The organism is Streptomyces sp. SID5643 (assembly GCF_009872555.1).
Classification (GTDB): domain Bacteria; phylum Actinomycetota; class Actinomycetes; order Streptomycetales; family Streptomycetaceae; genus Streptomyces; species Streptomyces iakyrus.
The window spans coordinates 58,817-74,776 of record NZ_WWIC01000249.1; the positions used below are offsets into that span (position 1 = coordinate 58,817).

A 15,960-nucleotide genomic window follows, 5' to 3' on the forward strand; every position below is an offset into this window, starting at 1 on the left:
CTGACGACGGCTTCGCGAGCGAGAGACGATGCAGCAAGGCCTACCCGCTGTACGCGCGCCTATGCACTGAGTTCCGAACCGCCGGATTCAGGAGATTCGCTCCTGTCAATGCCCCAGGTGTTTGCGCAAACTCCTGTCGACCTTGCGCTGCACCCGGTCCAGGATGTCCGCGACGACCTTGCCGCGCTTGGGCCGCGCCTCGACGCTGCCCAGGACGGCCCAGCCGTCGACGTAGACGATGGGGGCCTGCGGGTCACCCGAGTCGAGGGTGTCCACCTCGAAGCTGCCGAGGACGCCACTGCCCGTGCCGCGCAGCGAGACGTTCTCCGGGACGCGGATCTCGACGCTGCCGAAGATCGCGAACGACTTGACGACGACCTGCTGGTGGTCGAAGAGGGCCTCGCTGAGGTCGATCTCGACACTGCCGAAGATCGCGTACGCGTGGATACGGCGGCCCGCACGCCGGCGGCCCTTGCGGACGGCTCCGCTGAAGACCGCGACCACGTTGTCGTCCGGGTCGATCGGGAGGGCGCCGGCGGTGGGGCGGTGCGGGGCGGGAGCCGGGGAGAAGGAGGCGCCCGGGCGGTGGGCCGCGGGCAGGTCCCGTATGAAGACCTCCAGCTCACCTACCGTCTTGGCGCGCAGCACCCCCTCGACGCGCTCGGCGTGCTCGTCGGCGGTCAGGCGGCCTTCGGCCAGGGCGTCGTGCAGGATGTCGGCGATGCGGTCGCGCTCGGCGTCGGAGGCGCGGAGATCGGAGACAGCGGGCGCGCTCTGCTGCTGAAGGTCCTGCTTCTGAAGGTCCACGCACAGCAGCGTACCGAAACACGATAGATCGCGACACCCCCCGATGGCGCCCCGTGCGGCACGGCCGGATGTGACGAACTGAGCCTTACCTCACAAGCTCGCTGTCAGCGGCAGGTTCTACGCTGGTTGGCGCTCGCCAAGGGAGGCGGGCCGCCGTCTGTCGAGTGAGGAATGGGCGAGATGCCTGAGTTCGCGTACACCGATCTGCTCCCCCAGGGAGAGGACACCACCCCGTACCGGCTGGTGACCTCCGAGGGCGTCTCCACCGTCGAGGGGCCGGACGGGCGGACCTTCCTCCAGGTGGAGCCGGAGGCGCTGCGCAAGCTCGCCGAGGAGGCCATCCACGACATCCAGCACTACCTGCGCCCGGCCCACCTCGCGCAGCTGCGCCGGATCATCGACGACCCCGAGGCGTCGGGCAACGACAAGTTCGTGGCGCTGGACCTGCTGAAGAACGCGAACATCGCGGCGGCGGGTGTACTGCCGATGTGCCAGGACACGGGCACGGCGATCGTGATGGGCAAGCGCGGACAGAACGTGCTGACGCGGGGCCGCGACGAGGAGGCCCTGAGCCGCGGCATCTACGACGCGTACCAGAACCTGAACCTGCGGTACTCGCAGATGGCCCCGCTCACCATGTGGGAGGAGAAGAACACCGGCTCCAACCTCCCCGCGCAGATCGAGCTGTACGCGGCGGACGGCGGCGCCTACAAGTTCCTCTTCATGGCGAAGGGCGGCGGCTCGGCCAACAAGTCGTTCCTCTACCAGGAGACGAAGGCCGTCCTGAACGAGTCCTCCATGATGAAGTTCCTGGAGGAGAAGATCCGTTCACTGGGCACGGCGGCCTGCCCGCCGTACCACCTGGCGATCGTGGTCGGCGGCACGTCCGCCGAGTACGCGCTGAAGACCGCGAAGTACGCCTCCGCGCACTACCTGGACGAGATCCCGGCCGAGGGCTCCGAGCTCGGGCACGGCTTCCGTGACAAGGAGCTGGAGCAGAAGGTCTTCGAGCTGACGCAGAAGATCGGCATCGGCGCGCAGTTCGGCGGCAAGTACTTCTGCCACGACGTGCGCGTGGTGCGCCTGCCGCGGCACGGCGCCTCCTGCCCCGTCGCCATCGCGGTCTCCTGCTCCGCCGACCGCCAGGCCGTCGCGAAGATCACCGCCGAGGGCGTCTTCCTGGAGCAGCTGGAGACGGACCCGGCGCGGTTCCTGCCGGAGACCACGGACGAGCACCTCGACGAGTCCTCGGACGTCGTGAAGATCGACCTCAACCAGCCGATGGAGCAGATCCTCGCCGAGCTCACCAAGCACCCGGTGAAGACCCGTCTGTCCCTGACGGGCCCGCTGGTCGTGGCCCGCGACATCGCGCACGCCAAGATCAAGGAGCGGCTGGACGCGGGCGAGGAGATGCCGCAGTACCTCAAGGACCACCCGGTCTACTACGCCGGTCCGGCCAAGACGCCCGAGGGCTACGCGTCCGGCTCCTTCGGCCCGACCACGGCCGGCCGGATGGACTCCTACGTGGAGCAGTTCCAGGCCGCGGGCGGCTCCAAGGTGATGCTGGCCAAGGGCAACCGCAGCAAGCAGGTCACCGACGCGTGCGACACCCACGGCGGCTTCTACCTCGGCTCCATCGGCGGCCCGGCCGCGCGCCTCGCCCAGGACTGCATCAAGAAGGTCGAGGTCGTCGAGTACGAGGAGCTCGGCATGGAGGCCGTCTGGAAGATCGAGGTCGAGGACTTCCCGGCGTTCATCGTCGTCGACGACAAGGGCAACGACTTCTTCCAGGACCCGGCCCCGGCGCCGACGTTCACGTCCATTCCGGTACGCGGTCCCGGACTCGCCTGACGAGGACGGTGACGGATCGCCTCCACGGGGAACAGTGGTCGCGGCGCTGACGCTGTGACACGTGGAGGTGATCGTCGATGACCGACGAGCAGGACAGGACCGAGTACCGCACCGAGCACGACTCCATGGGAGAGGTGCGGGTGCCCGCCCACGCCAAGTGGCGGGCGCAGACCCAGCGGGCCGTGGAGAACTTCCCGGTCTCCGGGCAGCGCATCGAACGCGCGCACATCGAGGCGCTGGCCCGGATCAAGGGGGCCGCGGCCAAGGTCAACGCCGAGCTGGGGGTCCTGGACAAGGACATCGCCGGGGCGATCCAGGAGGCGGCCGGGGAGGTCGCCGAGGGGAAGTGGGACGCCCACTTCCCGGTCGACGTGTTCCAGACCGGGTCCGGGACCTCGTCCAACATGAACACCAACGAGGTCATCGCCACGCTCGCGAGTGAGCGGCTGGGCAGCGCCGTCCATCCGAACGACCACGTCAACGCCTCCCAGTCGTCCAACGACGTCTTCCCCTCCTCGATCCACATCGCCGCCACCGCCGCCGTGACGCGCGATCTGGTCCCCGCCATGGAGCACCTCGCCGCCTCCCTGGAGCGCAAGGCGGAGGAGTTCGCCGACGTCGTGAAGTCGGGGCGTACGCACCTGATGGACGCCACGCCCGTGACGCTGGGCCAGGAGTTCGGCGGGTACGCGGCCCAGGTGCGGTACGGCATCGAACGGCTCCGGGCCTCCCTCCCCCGGCTCGCCGAACTGCCCCTCGGCGGCACCGCCGTCGGCACCGGCATCAACACCCCGCCCGGCTTCTCCGCCGCCGTCATCGAGGAGGTCGCCCGCACCACCGGGCTGCCCCTCACCGAGGCCCGCAACCACTTCGAGGCGCAGGGCGCCCGGGACGGCATCGTCGAGACCAGCGGACAGCTGCGGACCATCGCGGTCGGGCTGACGAAGATCGCCAACGACCTGCGCTGGATGTCCTCCGGGCCGCGCACCGGCCTCGCCGAGATCGCCCTGCCCGACCTCCAGCCCGGGTCCTCGATCATGCCCGGCAAGGTGAATCCGGTCATTCCCGAGGCCGTGCTGATGGTCGCCGCGCAGGTCGTCGGCAACGACGCCACCGTCGCGACCGCCGGCGCCGCCGGGAACTTCGAGCTGAACGTGATGCTGCCGGTCATCGGGAAGAACGTGCTGGAGTCGGTCCGGCTGCTCGCCAACGTCACCCGGCTGCTGGCCGACCGCACCGTGGACGGCATCACCGCGAACCGCGAGCGGGCGCGGGAGTACGCCGAGTCCTCCCCCTCCGTCGTCACGCCGCTCAACAAGTACATCGGCTACGAGGAGGCCGCCAAGGTCGCCAAGAAGGCCCTGGCCGAACGGAAGACGATCCGTCAGGTCGTGCTGGACGGCGGTTACGTGGAGCGCGGGGACCTGACCGCCGAGCAGCTCGACGAGGCCCTGGATGTCCTGCGGATGACACACCCGTGACGAGGGGTCGCGTCCGTGTGCCCGGCGCGTGAACCGTGACACGCGCCGCAGCGTCGTATGCCTACGGCACCTAATATCTGGTCATGGCAGACGGTGGAGCGATGAGACGCGTGGAAACGGGTGGTGCGGCAGGCTTCTGGGCGCCCGGGAGCCGGATCCTGTGGCGGTACCGGGAGAACGGCGGCACGCACGTGCACATCGCGCGTCCCGTCACCGTCGTCCGGGACGACGCCGACCTGCTCGCCGTGTGGCTGGCGCCCGGCACCGAGTGTGTGAAGCCCGTGCTCGCCGACGGCACGCCCGTGCACCTGGAACCACTGGAGTCGCGCTACACCAAGCCGCGGGCCGTGCAGCGCGACCGGTGGTTCGGCACGGGCGTGCTGAAGCTCGCCCGGCCCGGCGAACCCTGGTCGGTGTGGCTGTTCTGGGAACCCGGCTGGCGGTTCAAGAACTGGTACGTGAACCTGGAGGAGCCGCTCACCCGTTGGGCGGGCGGCGTCGACTCCGTCGACCATTTCCTGGACATCTCCGTCCATCCCGACCGGAGTTGGCACTGGCGGGACGAGGACGAGTTCGCCCAGGCCCGGCGGGACGGGCTGATGGACGACCAACAGGCGGAAAAGGTACAGGCGGCGGGGCAGAGCGCGGTGGAGGTGATCCGCGCCTGGGGCCCGCCGTTCTCGGAAGGCTGGCAGCACTGGCGCCCTGACGCCTCCTGGGCTGTACCGTCACTGCCGGAGGACTGGGATCGTACGCCCGCGCATCTGTCCTCATGAGACCCTTGATGCGCCCCCGGGCAAGAAACGTAGGATCGTCCTCCGCAAGGGCGCGCGGCGACAACTACCGGAGCACGCGCTGGGCTTGACCGATCGTCACCGAGGGGCGGCAGGACGTGAGCGAGGGGTACGAGGGCAACACCGGAAGGGCCTGCGCCACGGGCCCCAGGGGCCGCCGGACGGCCCCTGCGGGCCACAGACGGTCCGCCGGTGGCACAGGAACAACCTCTGACCACGCGGGAATTCCGTTCCTGGGGCACGTATTCCGGGTATCGGAGTTTCGGCGGGACCAACTGCGCGCGCGGCGCGCAGCCCCGGACGGATGGATTCGACACGCGTGACGGAGCAGCCGACCTCGTTCGAACGCCCCCAGACGGGCGTCGACCCCGCGGATCCCCGCGGGGCGTTCGCGCATACCCCGACACCGGCGCGCGCGCCCGGCGCGGGCACCTTACCGGTACAGGGCCGCCCCGGCGGCGACGTCAGCGTTCCGGTCACGACGGCACACAGCACGCCGGGCACGTCGGAGCCGGGCACCTCCACGCCGTTCGGCAAGGGCAAGGACACTGTGAGCGACCCCGCCTCCGAGCACTCCCAGCCGGGTGCCGAGCAGACCGCCGAGCGCGAGACTCCTCGGCCGCGCCCCGCCCCCGAGGGCATCCCGGTCCAGCCGGCCGACGAACAGGACCGGCCGGTGGTGAACACCGACGGGCAGGAGCGGCGCAGCGGCCAGAGCCTGCCGCCGGGCCGGCCCACGCCCATGCGGCGGGACGGCGACCGGCTCAGGTTCGTGGGGGCCGCCACCCGGCGGATCGCCCGCGGCATCGACCTGGACGAGATCGTGATGGGGCTGTGCCGGGCGACCGTGCCCACCTTCTCCGACGCGATCCTGGTCTATCTGCGCGACCCGCTGCCCGTCGGCGACGAGCGGCCCACCGGCCCGCTGGTGCTGCGGCTGCGCCGCACCGACCGGATACCGGCGGAGCGCGACACGGAGAACGGCTTCCTGCCGGCCGCGCAGCCCGAGCCGAACGAGCTGGACACGGTCGGCGCCGAGCTGTGCGAGGTGCGGCCCGGCAGCGCGCTCGCCGAGGTCCTGCGGGGGGTGCGCCCGGTGTTCACGGACGCTCCGGCCGCCCGGGCCGCCCTGCCGGAACTGCTCGGCGAGGGCGGCGAGTTCGGTGTCCCGGACGGACAGCGGGCGATCCTCGCCCCGCTGCGCGGCCGGCGCCGGGTCATCGGTGCGGCGCTGTTCCTGCGCCGGCCCGAGCGCATGGCGTTCGAGCCGGACGACCTCCTGGTGGCCGCCCAGCTCGCCACGCACAGCGCCCTCGGCATCGACAAGGCGGTGCTGTACGGCCGCGAGGCCTACATCGCGGACGAGTTGCAGCGCACCATGCTGCCCGAGACGCTGCCCCGCCCGACGGGTGTGCGGCTGGCCTCCCGCTACCTGCCGGCCGCGGAGACGGCCCGGGTCGGCGGCGACTGGTACGACGCGATCCCGCTGCCCGGCAGCCGGGTCGCCCTGGTCGTCGGCGACGTCATGGGCCACTCCATGACCTCGGCCGCCATCATGGGCCAGCTGCGCACCACGGCCCAGACCCTCGCCGGCCTGGACCTGCCGCCGCAGGAGGTCCTGCACCACCTCGACGAACAGGCCCAGCGCCTCGGCGTGGACCGCATGGCGACCTGCCTCTACGCCGTGTACGACCCGGTATCGCACCGCATCACCATCGCCAACGCCGGTCACCCGCCGCCCGTCCTGCTCCACCTGGGCGGCCGTGCCGAGGTGCTGCGCGTGCCGGCCGGTGCCCCGATCGGCGTCGGCGGCGTGGACTTCGAGGCCGTGGAGCTGGACGCGCCCGCCGGGGCCACCCTGCTGCTCTACACCGACGGCCTGGTCGAGTCGCGCCTGCGCGACGTGTGGACGGGCATCGAGCAGCTGCGGGAGAAGCTCGCCGCGGTCGCGCAGCTCACCGGGCCGGACCACCCGCCGCCCCTGGAAGCCCTGTGCGACGAGGTGCTCGACATGCTCGGCCCGGGCGACCGGGACGACGACATCGCACTGCTCGCCGCCCGTTTCGACGGGATCGCGCCCAGCGACGTGGCGTACTGGTTCCTGGAGCCGGAGGACGCCGCCCCGGGCCGCGCCCGCCGGCTGGCCCGGCGCGCGCTGTCGCGCTGGGGTCTGGAGGAGCTCAGCGACTCCGTGGAGCTGCTGGTGAGCGAGGTCGTCACCAACGCGGTGCGGTACGCCTCGCGGCCGGTGACACTGCGCCTGCTGCGCACGGACGTGCTGCGCTGCGAGGTCGGCGACGACGTGCCGCAACTGCCGCGCCTGCGCCAGGCCCGGGCCACCGACGAGGGCGGCCGGGGGCTGTACCTGGTGAACCGGATGGCCCGGCGCTGGGGCGCGACCCGGCTCAGCACGGGCAAGGTGGTCTGGTTCGAGCTGAACCGGGGCTGAGCGCGCATACGGCAAAGGGCCGGTCCCCGCGGTGCGGGGACCGGCCCGTCGTCGAAAGCCCGTCACTTCCCGCGGGCTGCCGTCCGGTTCAGGACTGCTGTCGGGCGAGGCGTTCGGCGGACCGCTTCCGCGACGGCTGGAGCGGGTCTGCGCCCGATCCGGCCCCCTTGCCGGGAACCCATTCCCAGCCCCGGATCTTCGCCGCGGTCGCCGCCAGCCTGCCGTCATCGGGCTGGACGTCGAGGTAGAACAGCGCCTCGTCCGGGTGCTTGTCGTCCCCACCCCACCGGACCACGCCGTCGCACTCGGCGAGGATGTCCCGGATCACCACCGTCTGCTGCGGGAAGAGACCGCCCTGCACGCCGGAGGGGTAATGACCCGGCCGGATCCGGACCGCCGTGCCGGAGGCCTGGTTCGACTCGGCCAGGCCCTTGCGGACGGTCGAGGGGTGACGCCAGCCGGTGACGTCGCCCCGGCGCAGTTCGTCGATCTCGTAGTGGAAGCGGCGGATCACATGGACGAGGACGGTCTCGACGTCGCCCATGCGGATCTGGACGCCGTCGACGGGAGTGCCGGGGACGGGTCTGGTGTAGACGTGCCCGTGGTCGTCCGCGACTTTCTCCATCTCCCACCCGTTCGTCGACGGGGTGCCGCTGAGGACTCGCTTGTTGCGTTCCCGCGCCTTCCGTATCGCTTCCCGGATCTTGTCCGGTTCGGGCTGCGTCGTCGCCGCGTGGACGGGAGACGCCAGCGTCCCCGCGGCGACGGCGGTGCCGGCGGCCAGGAAGACGGCACGGCGCAGGGCCGTACGACGCGAGATGTTCACAGTCACGCAGTTCTCTCCTTGTGGTGGGTGCGGGAACGCGCAGCGCATGCGGTGAGAGCGACAGCGCCCACCGCCGACACCCCCGCCACGGGGTTCAGGTAGCCCGGAACGGCGGCTTCGTAGGTCTTCCCGCCCTTGACGTGGCACCCGAAGCGCAGGGGGACGAACGAGGTCTCATAGCGGTCGACGACGACCTCGGACCTCTTGCCAGGGCCTCCCAGCACCTTCGTGCAGGCCGCGGCCTGCGCGTGTTCGTCCAGCAACAGCAGGTGCAGGACACCCCAGGTGTACATGCCGACCGTCGTCACCCAGGCGAGGATCGCCACTCCCCTGAGCAGCCCTGCCCGCGTCCGTCTCCTGCCGGCCCGGATCAGCGTCACGACCGCGTAGATCGCGAGCCCCGGGGTGGCGAGGAGTCCGGCCAGCGACAGCAGGAGCACGACGACGGGGTTGTGGCCTGCGTATGGTTCGTCTCCCGACATGCGTGCAGCCTGTCACGGGTTACGGGCGATGGCGTTGTACTTCTCCATGACCTGATACAGCGCCAGACGCTTCTTCGCGTGCGCCTTCGCCTCGTCGTTCGTGCCCTGGTACCGCCGCAGAACCTCGTAGACCTCGTTCTCCGTGTAGTCCAGGCGCATGGGGCGCAGCGTGGTCTCGTCGTTCCCGCTGCCCGGTGCTCCGTCGGCGTTCCAGAGGTGGATCAGGGGGACGATCGACAGGGCGAACTGGTCGTCGTCCCGGCACTTGCGCCACATGCTGTAGAGGGCGTCGTCGTTGGTGCCCTTGGCGGCGCCGGTGACGTAGCCCTTGCTGACGGCGTGGTTCCATGCCCGTGTCGCCGTGATGCCGAAGATCTGGCAGATGCCGGTGGAGGTGTCCTTGAATTTTCCGGTGGTCTCGTAGGCCGTGATGACGGCCAGGTCCGCGCTCTCGTCGACCGCGTCGACGTGTCGCATCTCCCAGTAGGCGGAGGTCTGGATGAGGGCCTTTCGCATCTTGTAGCGGTAGGCGTACAGGGTGATGTCGGAGTCGTAGTCGACCACGGTCGTCGTGAAGCACTTCCAGTGCTGCCACTTCCGCACGCCGCCGTCGTTGGGGAAGCCGATCGACTCCATGTACTTGCCGACGTCCGTCATCATGGCCTGGACGAGACCGGAGTCCAGGCTGGTGTCGGCGAGGATGCCCCTGGGCTTGTTGAAGGATCCCTGACCGGTGTCACGGCCGGACGCGATGTTCACGTCGATGTTGATCGATCCGCTGCCGGAGCCGACGGTCTTGGTGACGATCTGGTCGTAGGCCCAGTTCTCGGGGAGCGGGTAGCCGAAGTTCCCCGAGAATCCTGAGGACATGTCGGAGACGAACGAGGCCGATGCGTGGCCCGCGTCCGACACGCGCGTGCACACGTTGCGCGGACCGTAGACGCCGACGCCGTAGCGGTTGCCGTCGTCGCTCATGGCGTCCTGGATGCCCTTGAAGTGGGGCAGGACGTTGTCGGTGACCTCGTAGTCGTACGCGTCGAAGTCGACGGCGAAGAAGATTCTCGTGCCCGCCTTGAAGCCGTGGTCGAGTGCCGCGTTGATCGCGGCCTGCCCCGCGGCACGGCCCAGGGGGTAGCTGAAGTCGTCCGCGCCTCGCCCGAAGGTCTGGTAGATCGGGAAACAGCGCAGTCCCTGCTCGGCGATCGTCTGGAGCTCGCCGGGCTGGATCTCCTTCTCGGGGACCTTGCCGCCACCGGGGATCGGGTTGGTCAGATAGCGTCCGACGTAGGTGATGCCTTCGGCCTTGAGCGCCTTGGCGCGATCCGGCGTGATTTTGGTGACGCCGTCGCAGGCCGCGCCCTTGCGGTTCTGGTCACCGTAGGAGACGAGGAGGGAGGCCCAGGTGGAGAAGTCGCCCTTCCCCGTCACCGGGAGCTTGACGAACGACTGGAACGAGCGGACCGCTTCCGCGTGGGCGGCGGTGAAGGTGCCGCCGAAGGAGACGGAGCGCTGGTTGAGCAGCATGCCGGCGGTGAACAACTGCACCCAGGTCCCGGACGATCCGACCGACAGGGTGTGTTCCTTCAGACCCGCCTGGGTGCCCGGGCCGAACACCCCGTTGGCGACGCCGTCGGCCATGCCGATGGTGTACTGGACCGCGTAGAGCATCGCCTGGGCGACGGTACGGGAGTGATGGCCGTCGCAGGAGATGATGTAGAAGTCCCGGCGGTGGACGAATGCGCCGTTCATCCACTGCTGCACGGCGCGGATCTGGGCGGAGCCGTTGTTGACGGTGATGTACGGGTCCATGTTCAGAAGGCCCTTGAACACCTTCGGGACCACATCACCGCCGGGGTAGGCGAAGTCGACGCCCATGTCCTTCTTGAGCTGGATCACCGCGTCGCGGACACGGTCGTTGTACTTGCCGTCGATCTCGCCGCCGCCGTCGTACCCCTTGCAGTACAGGCCGGCCTGGACGATCCGGATGATGTTCGCCGGGACACCCGAGGCACCGATGCGCGGGTACTTCGACTGGAGCGTGGAGAGCGTGCCGGGGCCGAAGTTGTCCGACAGGCCGGCGATGCCCAGCTCGTACTGGAGCGCCCGGGTGAGGGCGAACATGACGGTCCATCCGGTCTCGCCGTCCTCGACGAGCCGCGATATGCCCAGCTTCGCACCCTTGTCATAGGTACTGTTGATGAACTGCTGGGCTTTGAGCACCATCGCATCGGCCATGGGCGTGGCTCTCCTTCACAAAGGTCGTGTCCGCGGACCGGGCGTGACGGCACCCCCGTCCGGCACGGGACCGGGAGGGGTTGACGAGGGGCGGCCTCACCGGGAGGCGAGACAGCTCAGAGGCGCGGCACGACGGCACGACCACGAAGAAGATGTGCGCATGACAGACGGCGCGGCGACATCAGGAACCTCCCCCGTTCCGGCGGCATGGTCAGTGCGCCGGATTCAGTGATCACCATAGGCACAGCGTGAGCAGGAGGAGCAAGGGCTTAACTCCTGGGGCAGTCGGCGCTGTGGCGTGATTGCGACCCATCCCGTACCCGGTTCCGGAACGGTCGTTGAGCCGCCTCGACGGCACCGCACGAGCGAAGAAGCCGTGAAGCGGAATGGCAGGCGGGAGGGACATTCCGGGCAGGAATAGGCGTCCGAAACTGGCCGCCCGGACAGCCCGCCCGGCGCTTTTGAGCCAGCCCTTCTCCTGCCGGGCCGAACTCACCACGCAATGTTCACGCCATATGCGCAGATCACCCCTGCTGCGACCACACAAACAGCCCTGCCGACGGACGAACCCGGGGGATCACCTTTCAGCCAGATCGCACATCCCCGCTGTCACACCTCGCCGTTCCGTGCCTATGGTGATCGCCGCGCTCGACAGGTATGGACCGCTTTGTGCGCTGGGCCTCCTTTCCACAGCAGCGCGTCACCGCTCGCCACGGCTCGCTCGCCCTGTTGCCGCGCGACCCGCCTCACGCACCGTCCGTAGGGCCTGACGTTCGACGCCGACCACCCTTTCCGAAAGGAAGCGCTCCCCATGCGTAACTCATGCGCACCCTGGCCCTCGGCACCACGCTCGTCGCCTCCGCGCTGGTCGCCCCGCAGGCAGTCGCCCGGGACGCCGCCGTCACGGGGCAGGAAGGCGCCGGAACCAGCGTCCAGCTGTCGGCCGCCGGCGCCCAGAACGCGCAGACGCGCGCGATCGCCGCTGCGGCCCCCGCTGCCGTCAGCGCGTCGGCGCCCCTCTGCGGCAGCGGCTACGAGCTGGAGTTCGCGGAGCGGCTTCCCGACTCCAGGCGCCACGGAACCCTCTTCTCCTACGTCAAGTCCACTGTGGACAAGCACGGAGTCTGTGTCGTGTTCGACAACAACACGAGCAGCGCGAAGAAGATGAAGCTGAAGCTCTGCCCCAACCTGACGGGGGCGACCTGCAAGGTCGACAAGGGCACCTACAGTCAGTACGCGGGTCCCCTGAAGTACGAGAGCAGCAACGGCCCGCACGTCATGTGTTCCGAGGTCACGGCGCTCATGTGGGACTCCAACGGCAAGGCGATCATCGACCGGGTCCGGTCGGCCACGCTCTGCGACTGACGGCGGATCACGACGACCGCCTCCCAAGCGCCAGGCCGGCCTCCGGAAGGCGGTTTCGGGGGGGTTGGATCAGCGCCCCCGGTCACGGACATTTCTTCGCCGCCTGCAAACGCAGCTCATCGGAGGCGTCGAAAACCGTTCCCGCCCGCGGTTTCTGCGCACACACCCGCCACTTCGCGGCCGGCTTGGGCTCGATCACCCGGTTGGGATCGCCGGCCTCGACCACCTTGACGCGTTTCGGGTTGTATCCGGTCACCAGCACCTCGACCAGGGATTGCTCCACCTGCTTCCCATTCAGGTCAGGAACACGGGGGGCGGGGGCTTTGCCACCCAGTCGAGCTGGACAGTTCTCCTTGTCCGGGACGGCATAGAGGTCCACTGCCTCCAGGTCGGGAACCTCTTTTTCGAAACACACGACATACCCGTCGGCCGCACCCGGGTAAATGTACCGACCGAGGGTCGTCGCGTCCTTGAGGGAGAAACCCTTTCCGGAATCGGCCGTCTCTTTCATGAAAGCCATCAGATCCGCCCTCCCCGGCACCGGATTCGCACTCCCGGTCACCGGCTCCGCTTTCCGGGTGCTGTCGGCCCTGTGAGGACCACCGTTGCCTCCACAGGCAGTGACCAGCATCGTTGACGCTGCAACCAAGGCAGCCAAGACCGCACCCCGCACTCTCATCATGCCTTTCACCTAAACATTCGAGAGGCGGGAAAAACAACCCTCGGCCCACCGGCGAGAAATGGAATATTCGATTCCATGATCACTTCTGTTACTGTCTCAACACCCAACATAAACAAGGGGGATCATCACGTGAGGTCACTCGCCCGTATAGCCGTTGTCGGCGCCGCCGCCGCGGTCGTCGCCGCCGCCACGTCCACGTCTGCCTTCGCCGAGAACGCGACCGTCAGCAGCGTCGGTCTCGACGCCAGAGCAGAGTTCGTGGCGAACGGGGACCACCTTTACATCAAGGACCTGCGAAAGGACGGGCATTCAGCGATCGGCATCATCGAGAGAGGCACCCAGTACTACTACTGGAACCGAGATGGAGTGGGCACCACCCGGCACGTGAACCTCGACCTGGAGGAGAACCGCGCCATTGCGCTCGGCGCCGTCATCGGCGACTGGTCGGGGACGCCCACCGGCGGGATCATCTGGTCCACCCTCAGCACGAAGACCATCTCGACCTCGTAGTCAGCAGGCGGTTCCGCTCGCGGACCAGAAGGGCGCCCGGTGGTCACCGGGCGCCCTTCGGCGTCTGCTACTCGTCCTCGCCCGGCCTGACGGGATCGAACGGGTCACGGCCGTCGCCCGGCGGTGTCGTCGTCGGGGACGCGGGCGGGCTGATGACCGGCGGTGTCGTCGACGGACTCGGCGGCGGGGACGACGAGGGCTTCTCGGTCGTCGGCGGCGGGGACGACGACGGCTCCTCGGTCGTCGGCTCCTGCGTGGGCTCCTTGGTCGGCTCCTGCGTGGGCGTCGGCGTCCAGGTCGGCTCGACGGCCGCGCCCTGCCGGGTCTCCAGGTCGAACTTGCTGACGTCGCCCATCACGCCGAAGGTGTACGCCGCCCAGATCGCCGCGGGGAAGCCACCACCGTTGACGCGGGGCTCGCCGCCCGCCTTGTACATCGGGACCTGGGCGTGGGTCTTGGCGTCCTCGCCGAACAGGCCCACCGAGGTGACCAGGTTCGGCGTGTAGCCGGTGAACCAGGCCGACTTGTTGTTGTCGGAGGTACCCGTCTTGCCCGCGACCGGCTGGCCGTCGCGGCCGGGGTTGTTGGCCACGGACTTCTGGGCGGTGCCGTCGTCGACCACGCCGGTCAGCACCGAGGTCACGGAGTCGGCGGCCTCGCGGCTGATGACCTGGTCGCCGATCGGGTCGGGCAGGGTGACCGTCCGGTTCAGGTGCTCGGCCGACTTCACCAGGGCCGGGGTGACCTTCTTGCCGTGGTTGTCGAGGGTCGCGTAGACCCCGGCCATCTGCAGAGGGCTCGCGCCCATGCTGCCCAGCGTCTGGGCGGGCACGGCCTCCATGTCCTTGGTGTCCATCCCGAGCTTGCCGGCGACGTCCACCACGTCGGACATGCCGACGTCGACGCCCATCTGCGCGAAGACGGAGTTGACGGACCTGTTCATCGCCGTCTGGACGGAGATGGGGCCGTAGTTCTTGTCGTCCTCGTTCTCGGGGGCGAAGCCGACCTTGCGGCCGTCCTCCACGACCGGGCGCTTGCTCGTGCCGTCGTAGACGGTGCTCGCGGTGATCGGCTTGCCGTCCTGCGTCTTCGCCTGCTCCTCCAGGGCCGCGGCCAGGATGACCGGCTTGAAGGTGGAGGCCGGCTGGTAGTCGGTGCGGGTGGCGTTGTTCATGTAGTGCTTGAAGTAGTCCACTCCGCCGTACATCGCGACCACGGCGCCCGTCTTCGGGTTCACGGACGCGGCACCGGCCTGGACGTCCCCGTCGACCTTGCGCTTGCCGGGGTCGAGCCTGCTGGTCAGCTGCTGCTTGACGGACTTCTCCAGCGCCGCCTGCTTCTTCTTGTCGATGTTGAGCGTGACGGTCCAGCCGCCCCGGTCCACCAGTGCTTCCGCCTGCTTCGCGTCCTCGGCGGTGCCCTGGGCGACCAGCTGCTTCTCCAGGACGGCGTTGGCGGCCTTCACCAGGTAGCCGGTCTGGCCCCCCAGACTCGGGTCGGCCTTCGGCTTCTCGGGGGTCGGGAACGTCATGGCCTCCCGCTCGGACTTGCCGAGCCAGCCTTGCTTGACCATGTTGTCCAGGACGTAGTTCCAGCGGGCCTTCACCAGCTTCTTACCGGTGTCGGAGGCTATGGCCCAGTCGTACTGGTTCGGCGCCTGGAGGAGCGCGGCGAGGTAGGCCCCCTGCTCGACTGTCAGGTCCTTGGCGTCCACGCGGTAGTAGGCCTGCGCGGCGGCTTGGATGCCGTAGGCGCCACGGCCGTAGAAACTGGTGTTGATGTAGCCGGCGAGGATGTAGTCCTTCGACTTCTCCCGGTCCAGCTTGAGCGAGATGACCAGTTCCTTCAGCTTGCGCGAGACGGTCTGTTCCTGCGTCAGGTAGTAGTTCTTGACGTACTGCTGGGTGATCGTGGAGCCGCCCTGCGCGCCCTTGCCGGCGACGGTGTTGAGCAGACCGCGGGCCGTGCCCTTCAGGTCGACACCGGCGTCCTTGTAGAAGGTCTTGTTCTCGGCGGCGACGAAGGTCTTCTGGACGGGCTTGGGCACCTCGGCCAGGCCCACGATCTCGCGGTTGCGGTCACCCGCGCGGGCCAGCAGCGAGCCGTCACTGTACTTGTAGACGTTGCTCTGCAACCGGGCGTCGGCGTTCCCCTTCGGGATGTCGATCACCATGTACAGCACGATGAAGGCGCCCATGCCCAGCAGGCACAGGCCGAGGAAGGTGCCGAGGATCTTCTTCCAGGTGAAGAGCCTGCGTATGCCGCTCTTCCCGGCCGTGGCCGATGAACGGCGGCTCTTGGGTGCCGCCCGGCGCCCACCGCGCTGTCTGGCGCGTCTCTCTTCCGCTCGCCCCATGGGTCCGATCCGCTCCGCTTCGTTCATGTGTGCTCACGCGTCACACAGGTTCGCCGCTCAGGTCAGCTCAGAAAGCTAACACCGGGAGATAAGAGATAGGGCTGCCGATCCGGCCCTTTGCG

12 protein-coding genes are annotated in these 15,960 nt (G+C 69.0%); 6 read left to right on the forward strand and 6 right to left on the reverse strand.

Annotation, left to right across the window (positions count from 1 at the left end; all coding sequences use genetic code 11):
* Positions 1 to 105 precede the first annotated feature (105 nt).
* Positions 106 to 807: a DUF1707 domain-containing protein gene (locus tag GTY56_RS27365; RefSeq protein ID WP_161367976.1), complete on the reverse strand. Its 702-nt coding sequence runs from the start codon at positions 805 to 807 to the stop codon at positions 106 to 108.
* 180 nt (positions 808 to 987) lie between these two features.
* Here GTY56_RS27365 and GTY56_RS27370 point away from each other — a divergent pair, with 180 nt between their 5' ends.
* From GTY56_RS27370 to GTY56_RS27385, 4 genes are all read left to right on the forward strand, one after another.
* Entirely contained in the window at positions 988 to 2,658 is a 1,671-nt protein-coding gene (locus GTY56_RS27370; protein WP_161367977.1) for a fumarate hydratase, read from the forward strand.
* 77 nt (positions 2,659 to 2,735) lie between these two features.
* Positions 2,736 to 4,139, forward strand: a complete 1,404-nt coding sequence (locus GTY56_RS27375; protein WP_161367978.1) for a class II fumarate hydratase — start codon at positions 2,736 to 2,738, stop codon at positions 4,137 to 4,139.
* 83 nt (positions 4,140 to 4,222) lie between these two features.
* A complete protein-coding gene (gene fomD, locus GTY56_RS27380; protein ID WP_161367979.1) occupies positions 4,223 to 4,915 on the forward strand; it encodes a cytidylyl-2-hydroxypropylphosphonate hydrolase in 693 nt (230 codons plus the stop codon).
* Between the two features lie 322 nt (positions 4,916 to 5,237).
* Positions 5,238 to 7,382 carry a SpoIIE family protein phosphatase gene (locus GTY56_RS27385; RefSeq protein ID WP_161367980.1) on the forward strand — a complete coding sequence of 715 codons (2,145 nt, stop codon included), beginning with the start codon at positions 5,238 to 5,240 and terminating at the stop codon, positions 7,380 to 7,382.
* A gap of 88 nt (positions 7,383 to 7,470) precedes the next feature.
* Here the strand turns inward: GTY56_RS27385 and GTY56_RS27390 are convergent, their stop codons facing one another.
* From GTY56_RS27390 to GTY56_RS27400, 3 genes are read right to left on the reverse strand one after another with little or no spacing between them, the layout of a single operon-like run.
* The gene (locus tag GTY56_RS27390) at positions 7,471 to 8,214 is read right to left on the reverse strand and encodes a hypothetical protein (RefSeq protein WP_161367981.1); all 744 of its coding nucleotides are present in this window, start codon (positions 8,212 to 8,214) and stop codon (positions 7,471 to 7,473) included.
* Complete coding sequence (locus tag GTY56_RS27395; RefSeq protein WP_161367982.1) at positions 8,211 to 8,690, reverse strand: hypothetical protein; 480 nt, start codon at positions 8,688 to 8,690, stop codon at positions 8,211 to 8,213. The genes GTY56_RS27390 and GTY56_RS27395 overlap by 4 nt, the downstream gene beginning before the upstream one ends.
* A 12-nt stretch (positions 8,691 to 8,702) precedes the next feature.
* On the reverse strand, positions 8,703 to 10,925 hold the full coding sequence (locus tag GTY56_RS27400; protein WP_161367983.1) for a glycoside hydrolase domain-containing protein: 2,223 nt from the start codon (positions 10,923 to 10,925) through the stop codon (positions 8,703 to 8,705).
* An 822-nt stretch (positions 10,926 to 11,747) separates the two neighbouring features.
* Between GTY56_RS27400 and GTY56_RS27405 the strand changes: the two genes are divergently transcribed.
* Positions 11,748 to 12,290: a hypothetical protein gene (locus GTY56_RS27405; RefSeq protein WP_161367984.1), complete on the forward strand. Its 543-nt coding sequence runs from the start codon at positions 11,748 to 11,750 to the stop codon at positions 12,288 to 12,290.
* Between the two features lie 82 nt (positions 12,291 to 12,372).
* On the opposite strand, the gene GTY56_RS27410 is transcribed toward GTY56_RS27405, so the two are convergent.
* Positions 12,373 to 12,810: a hypothetical protein gene (locus tag GTY56_RS27410; RefSeq protein WP_161367985.1), complete on the reverse strand. Its 438-nt coding sequence runs from the start codon at positions 12,808 to 12,810 to the stop codon at positions 12,373 to 12,375.
* Positions 12,811 to 13,101: 291 nt separating this feature from the next.
* On the opposite strand from GTY56_RS27410, the gene GTY56_RS27415 reads away from it, so the two are divergent.
* A complete protein-coding gene (locus GTY56_RS27415) occupies positions 13,102 to 13,482 on the forward strand; it encodes a hypothetical protein (protein WP_161367986.1) in 381 nt (126 codons plus the stop codon).
* A gap of 67 nt (positions 13,483 to 13,549) precedes the next feature.
* Here GTY56_RS27415 and GTY56_RS27420 read toward each other — a convergent pair whose 3' ends face one another.
* On the reverse strand, positions 13,550 to 15,838 hold the full coding sequence (locus GTY56_RS27420) for a transglycosylase domain-containing protein (RefSeq protein WP_161367987.1): 2,289 nt from the start codon (positions 15,836 to 15,838) through the stop codon (positions 13,550 to 13,552).
* Positions 15,839 to 15,960 lie beyond the last annotated feature (122 nt).

Bases quoted from the DNA above. Each gene is read 5' to 3' on its own strand.
- GTY56_RS27370 (WP_161367977.1), top strand. From the start codon at position 988: ATGCCTGAGTTCGCGTACACCGATCTGCTCCCCCAGGGAGAGGACACC.
- GTY56_RS27375 (WP_161367978.1), top strand. From the start codon at position 2,736: ATGACCGACGAGCAGGACAGGACCGAGTACCGCACCGAGCACGACTCC.
- fomD (WP_161367979.1), top strand. From the start codon at position 4,223: ATGGCAGACGGTGGAGCGATGAGACGCGTGGAAACGGGTGGTGCGGCA.
- GTY56_RS27385 (WP_161367980.1), top strand. From the start codon at position 5,238: ATGGATTCGACACGCGTGACGGAGCAGCCGACCTCGTTCGAACGCCCC.
- GTY56_RS27395 (WP_161367982.1), bottom strand. From the start codon at position 8,690: ATGTCGGGAGACGAACCATACGCAGGCCACAACCCCGTCGTCGTGCTC.
- GTY56_RS27400 (WP_161367983.1), bottom strand. From the start codon at position 10,925: ATGGCCGATGCGATGGTGCTCAAAGCCCAGCAGTTCATCAACAGTACC.
- GTY56_RS27405 (WP_161367984.1), top strand. From the start codon at position 11,748: ATGCGCACCCTGGCCCTCGGCACCACGCTCGTCGCCTCCGCGCTGGTC.
- GTY56_RS27410 (WP_161367985.1), bottom strand. From the start codon at position 12,810: ATGGCTTTCATGAAAGAGACGGCCGATTCCGGAAAGGGTTTCTCCCTC.
- GTY56_RS27420 (WP_161367987.1), bottom strand. From the start codon at position 15,838: ATGGGGCGAGCGGAAGAGAGACGCGCCAGACAGCGCGGTGGGCGCCGG.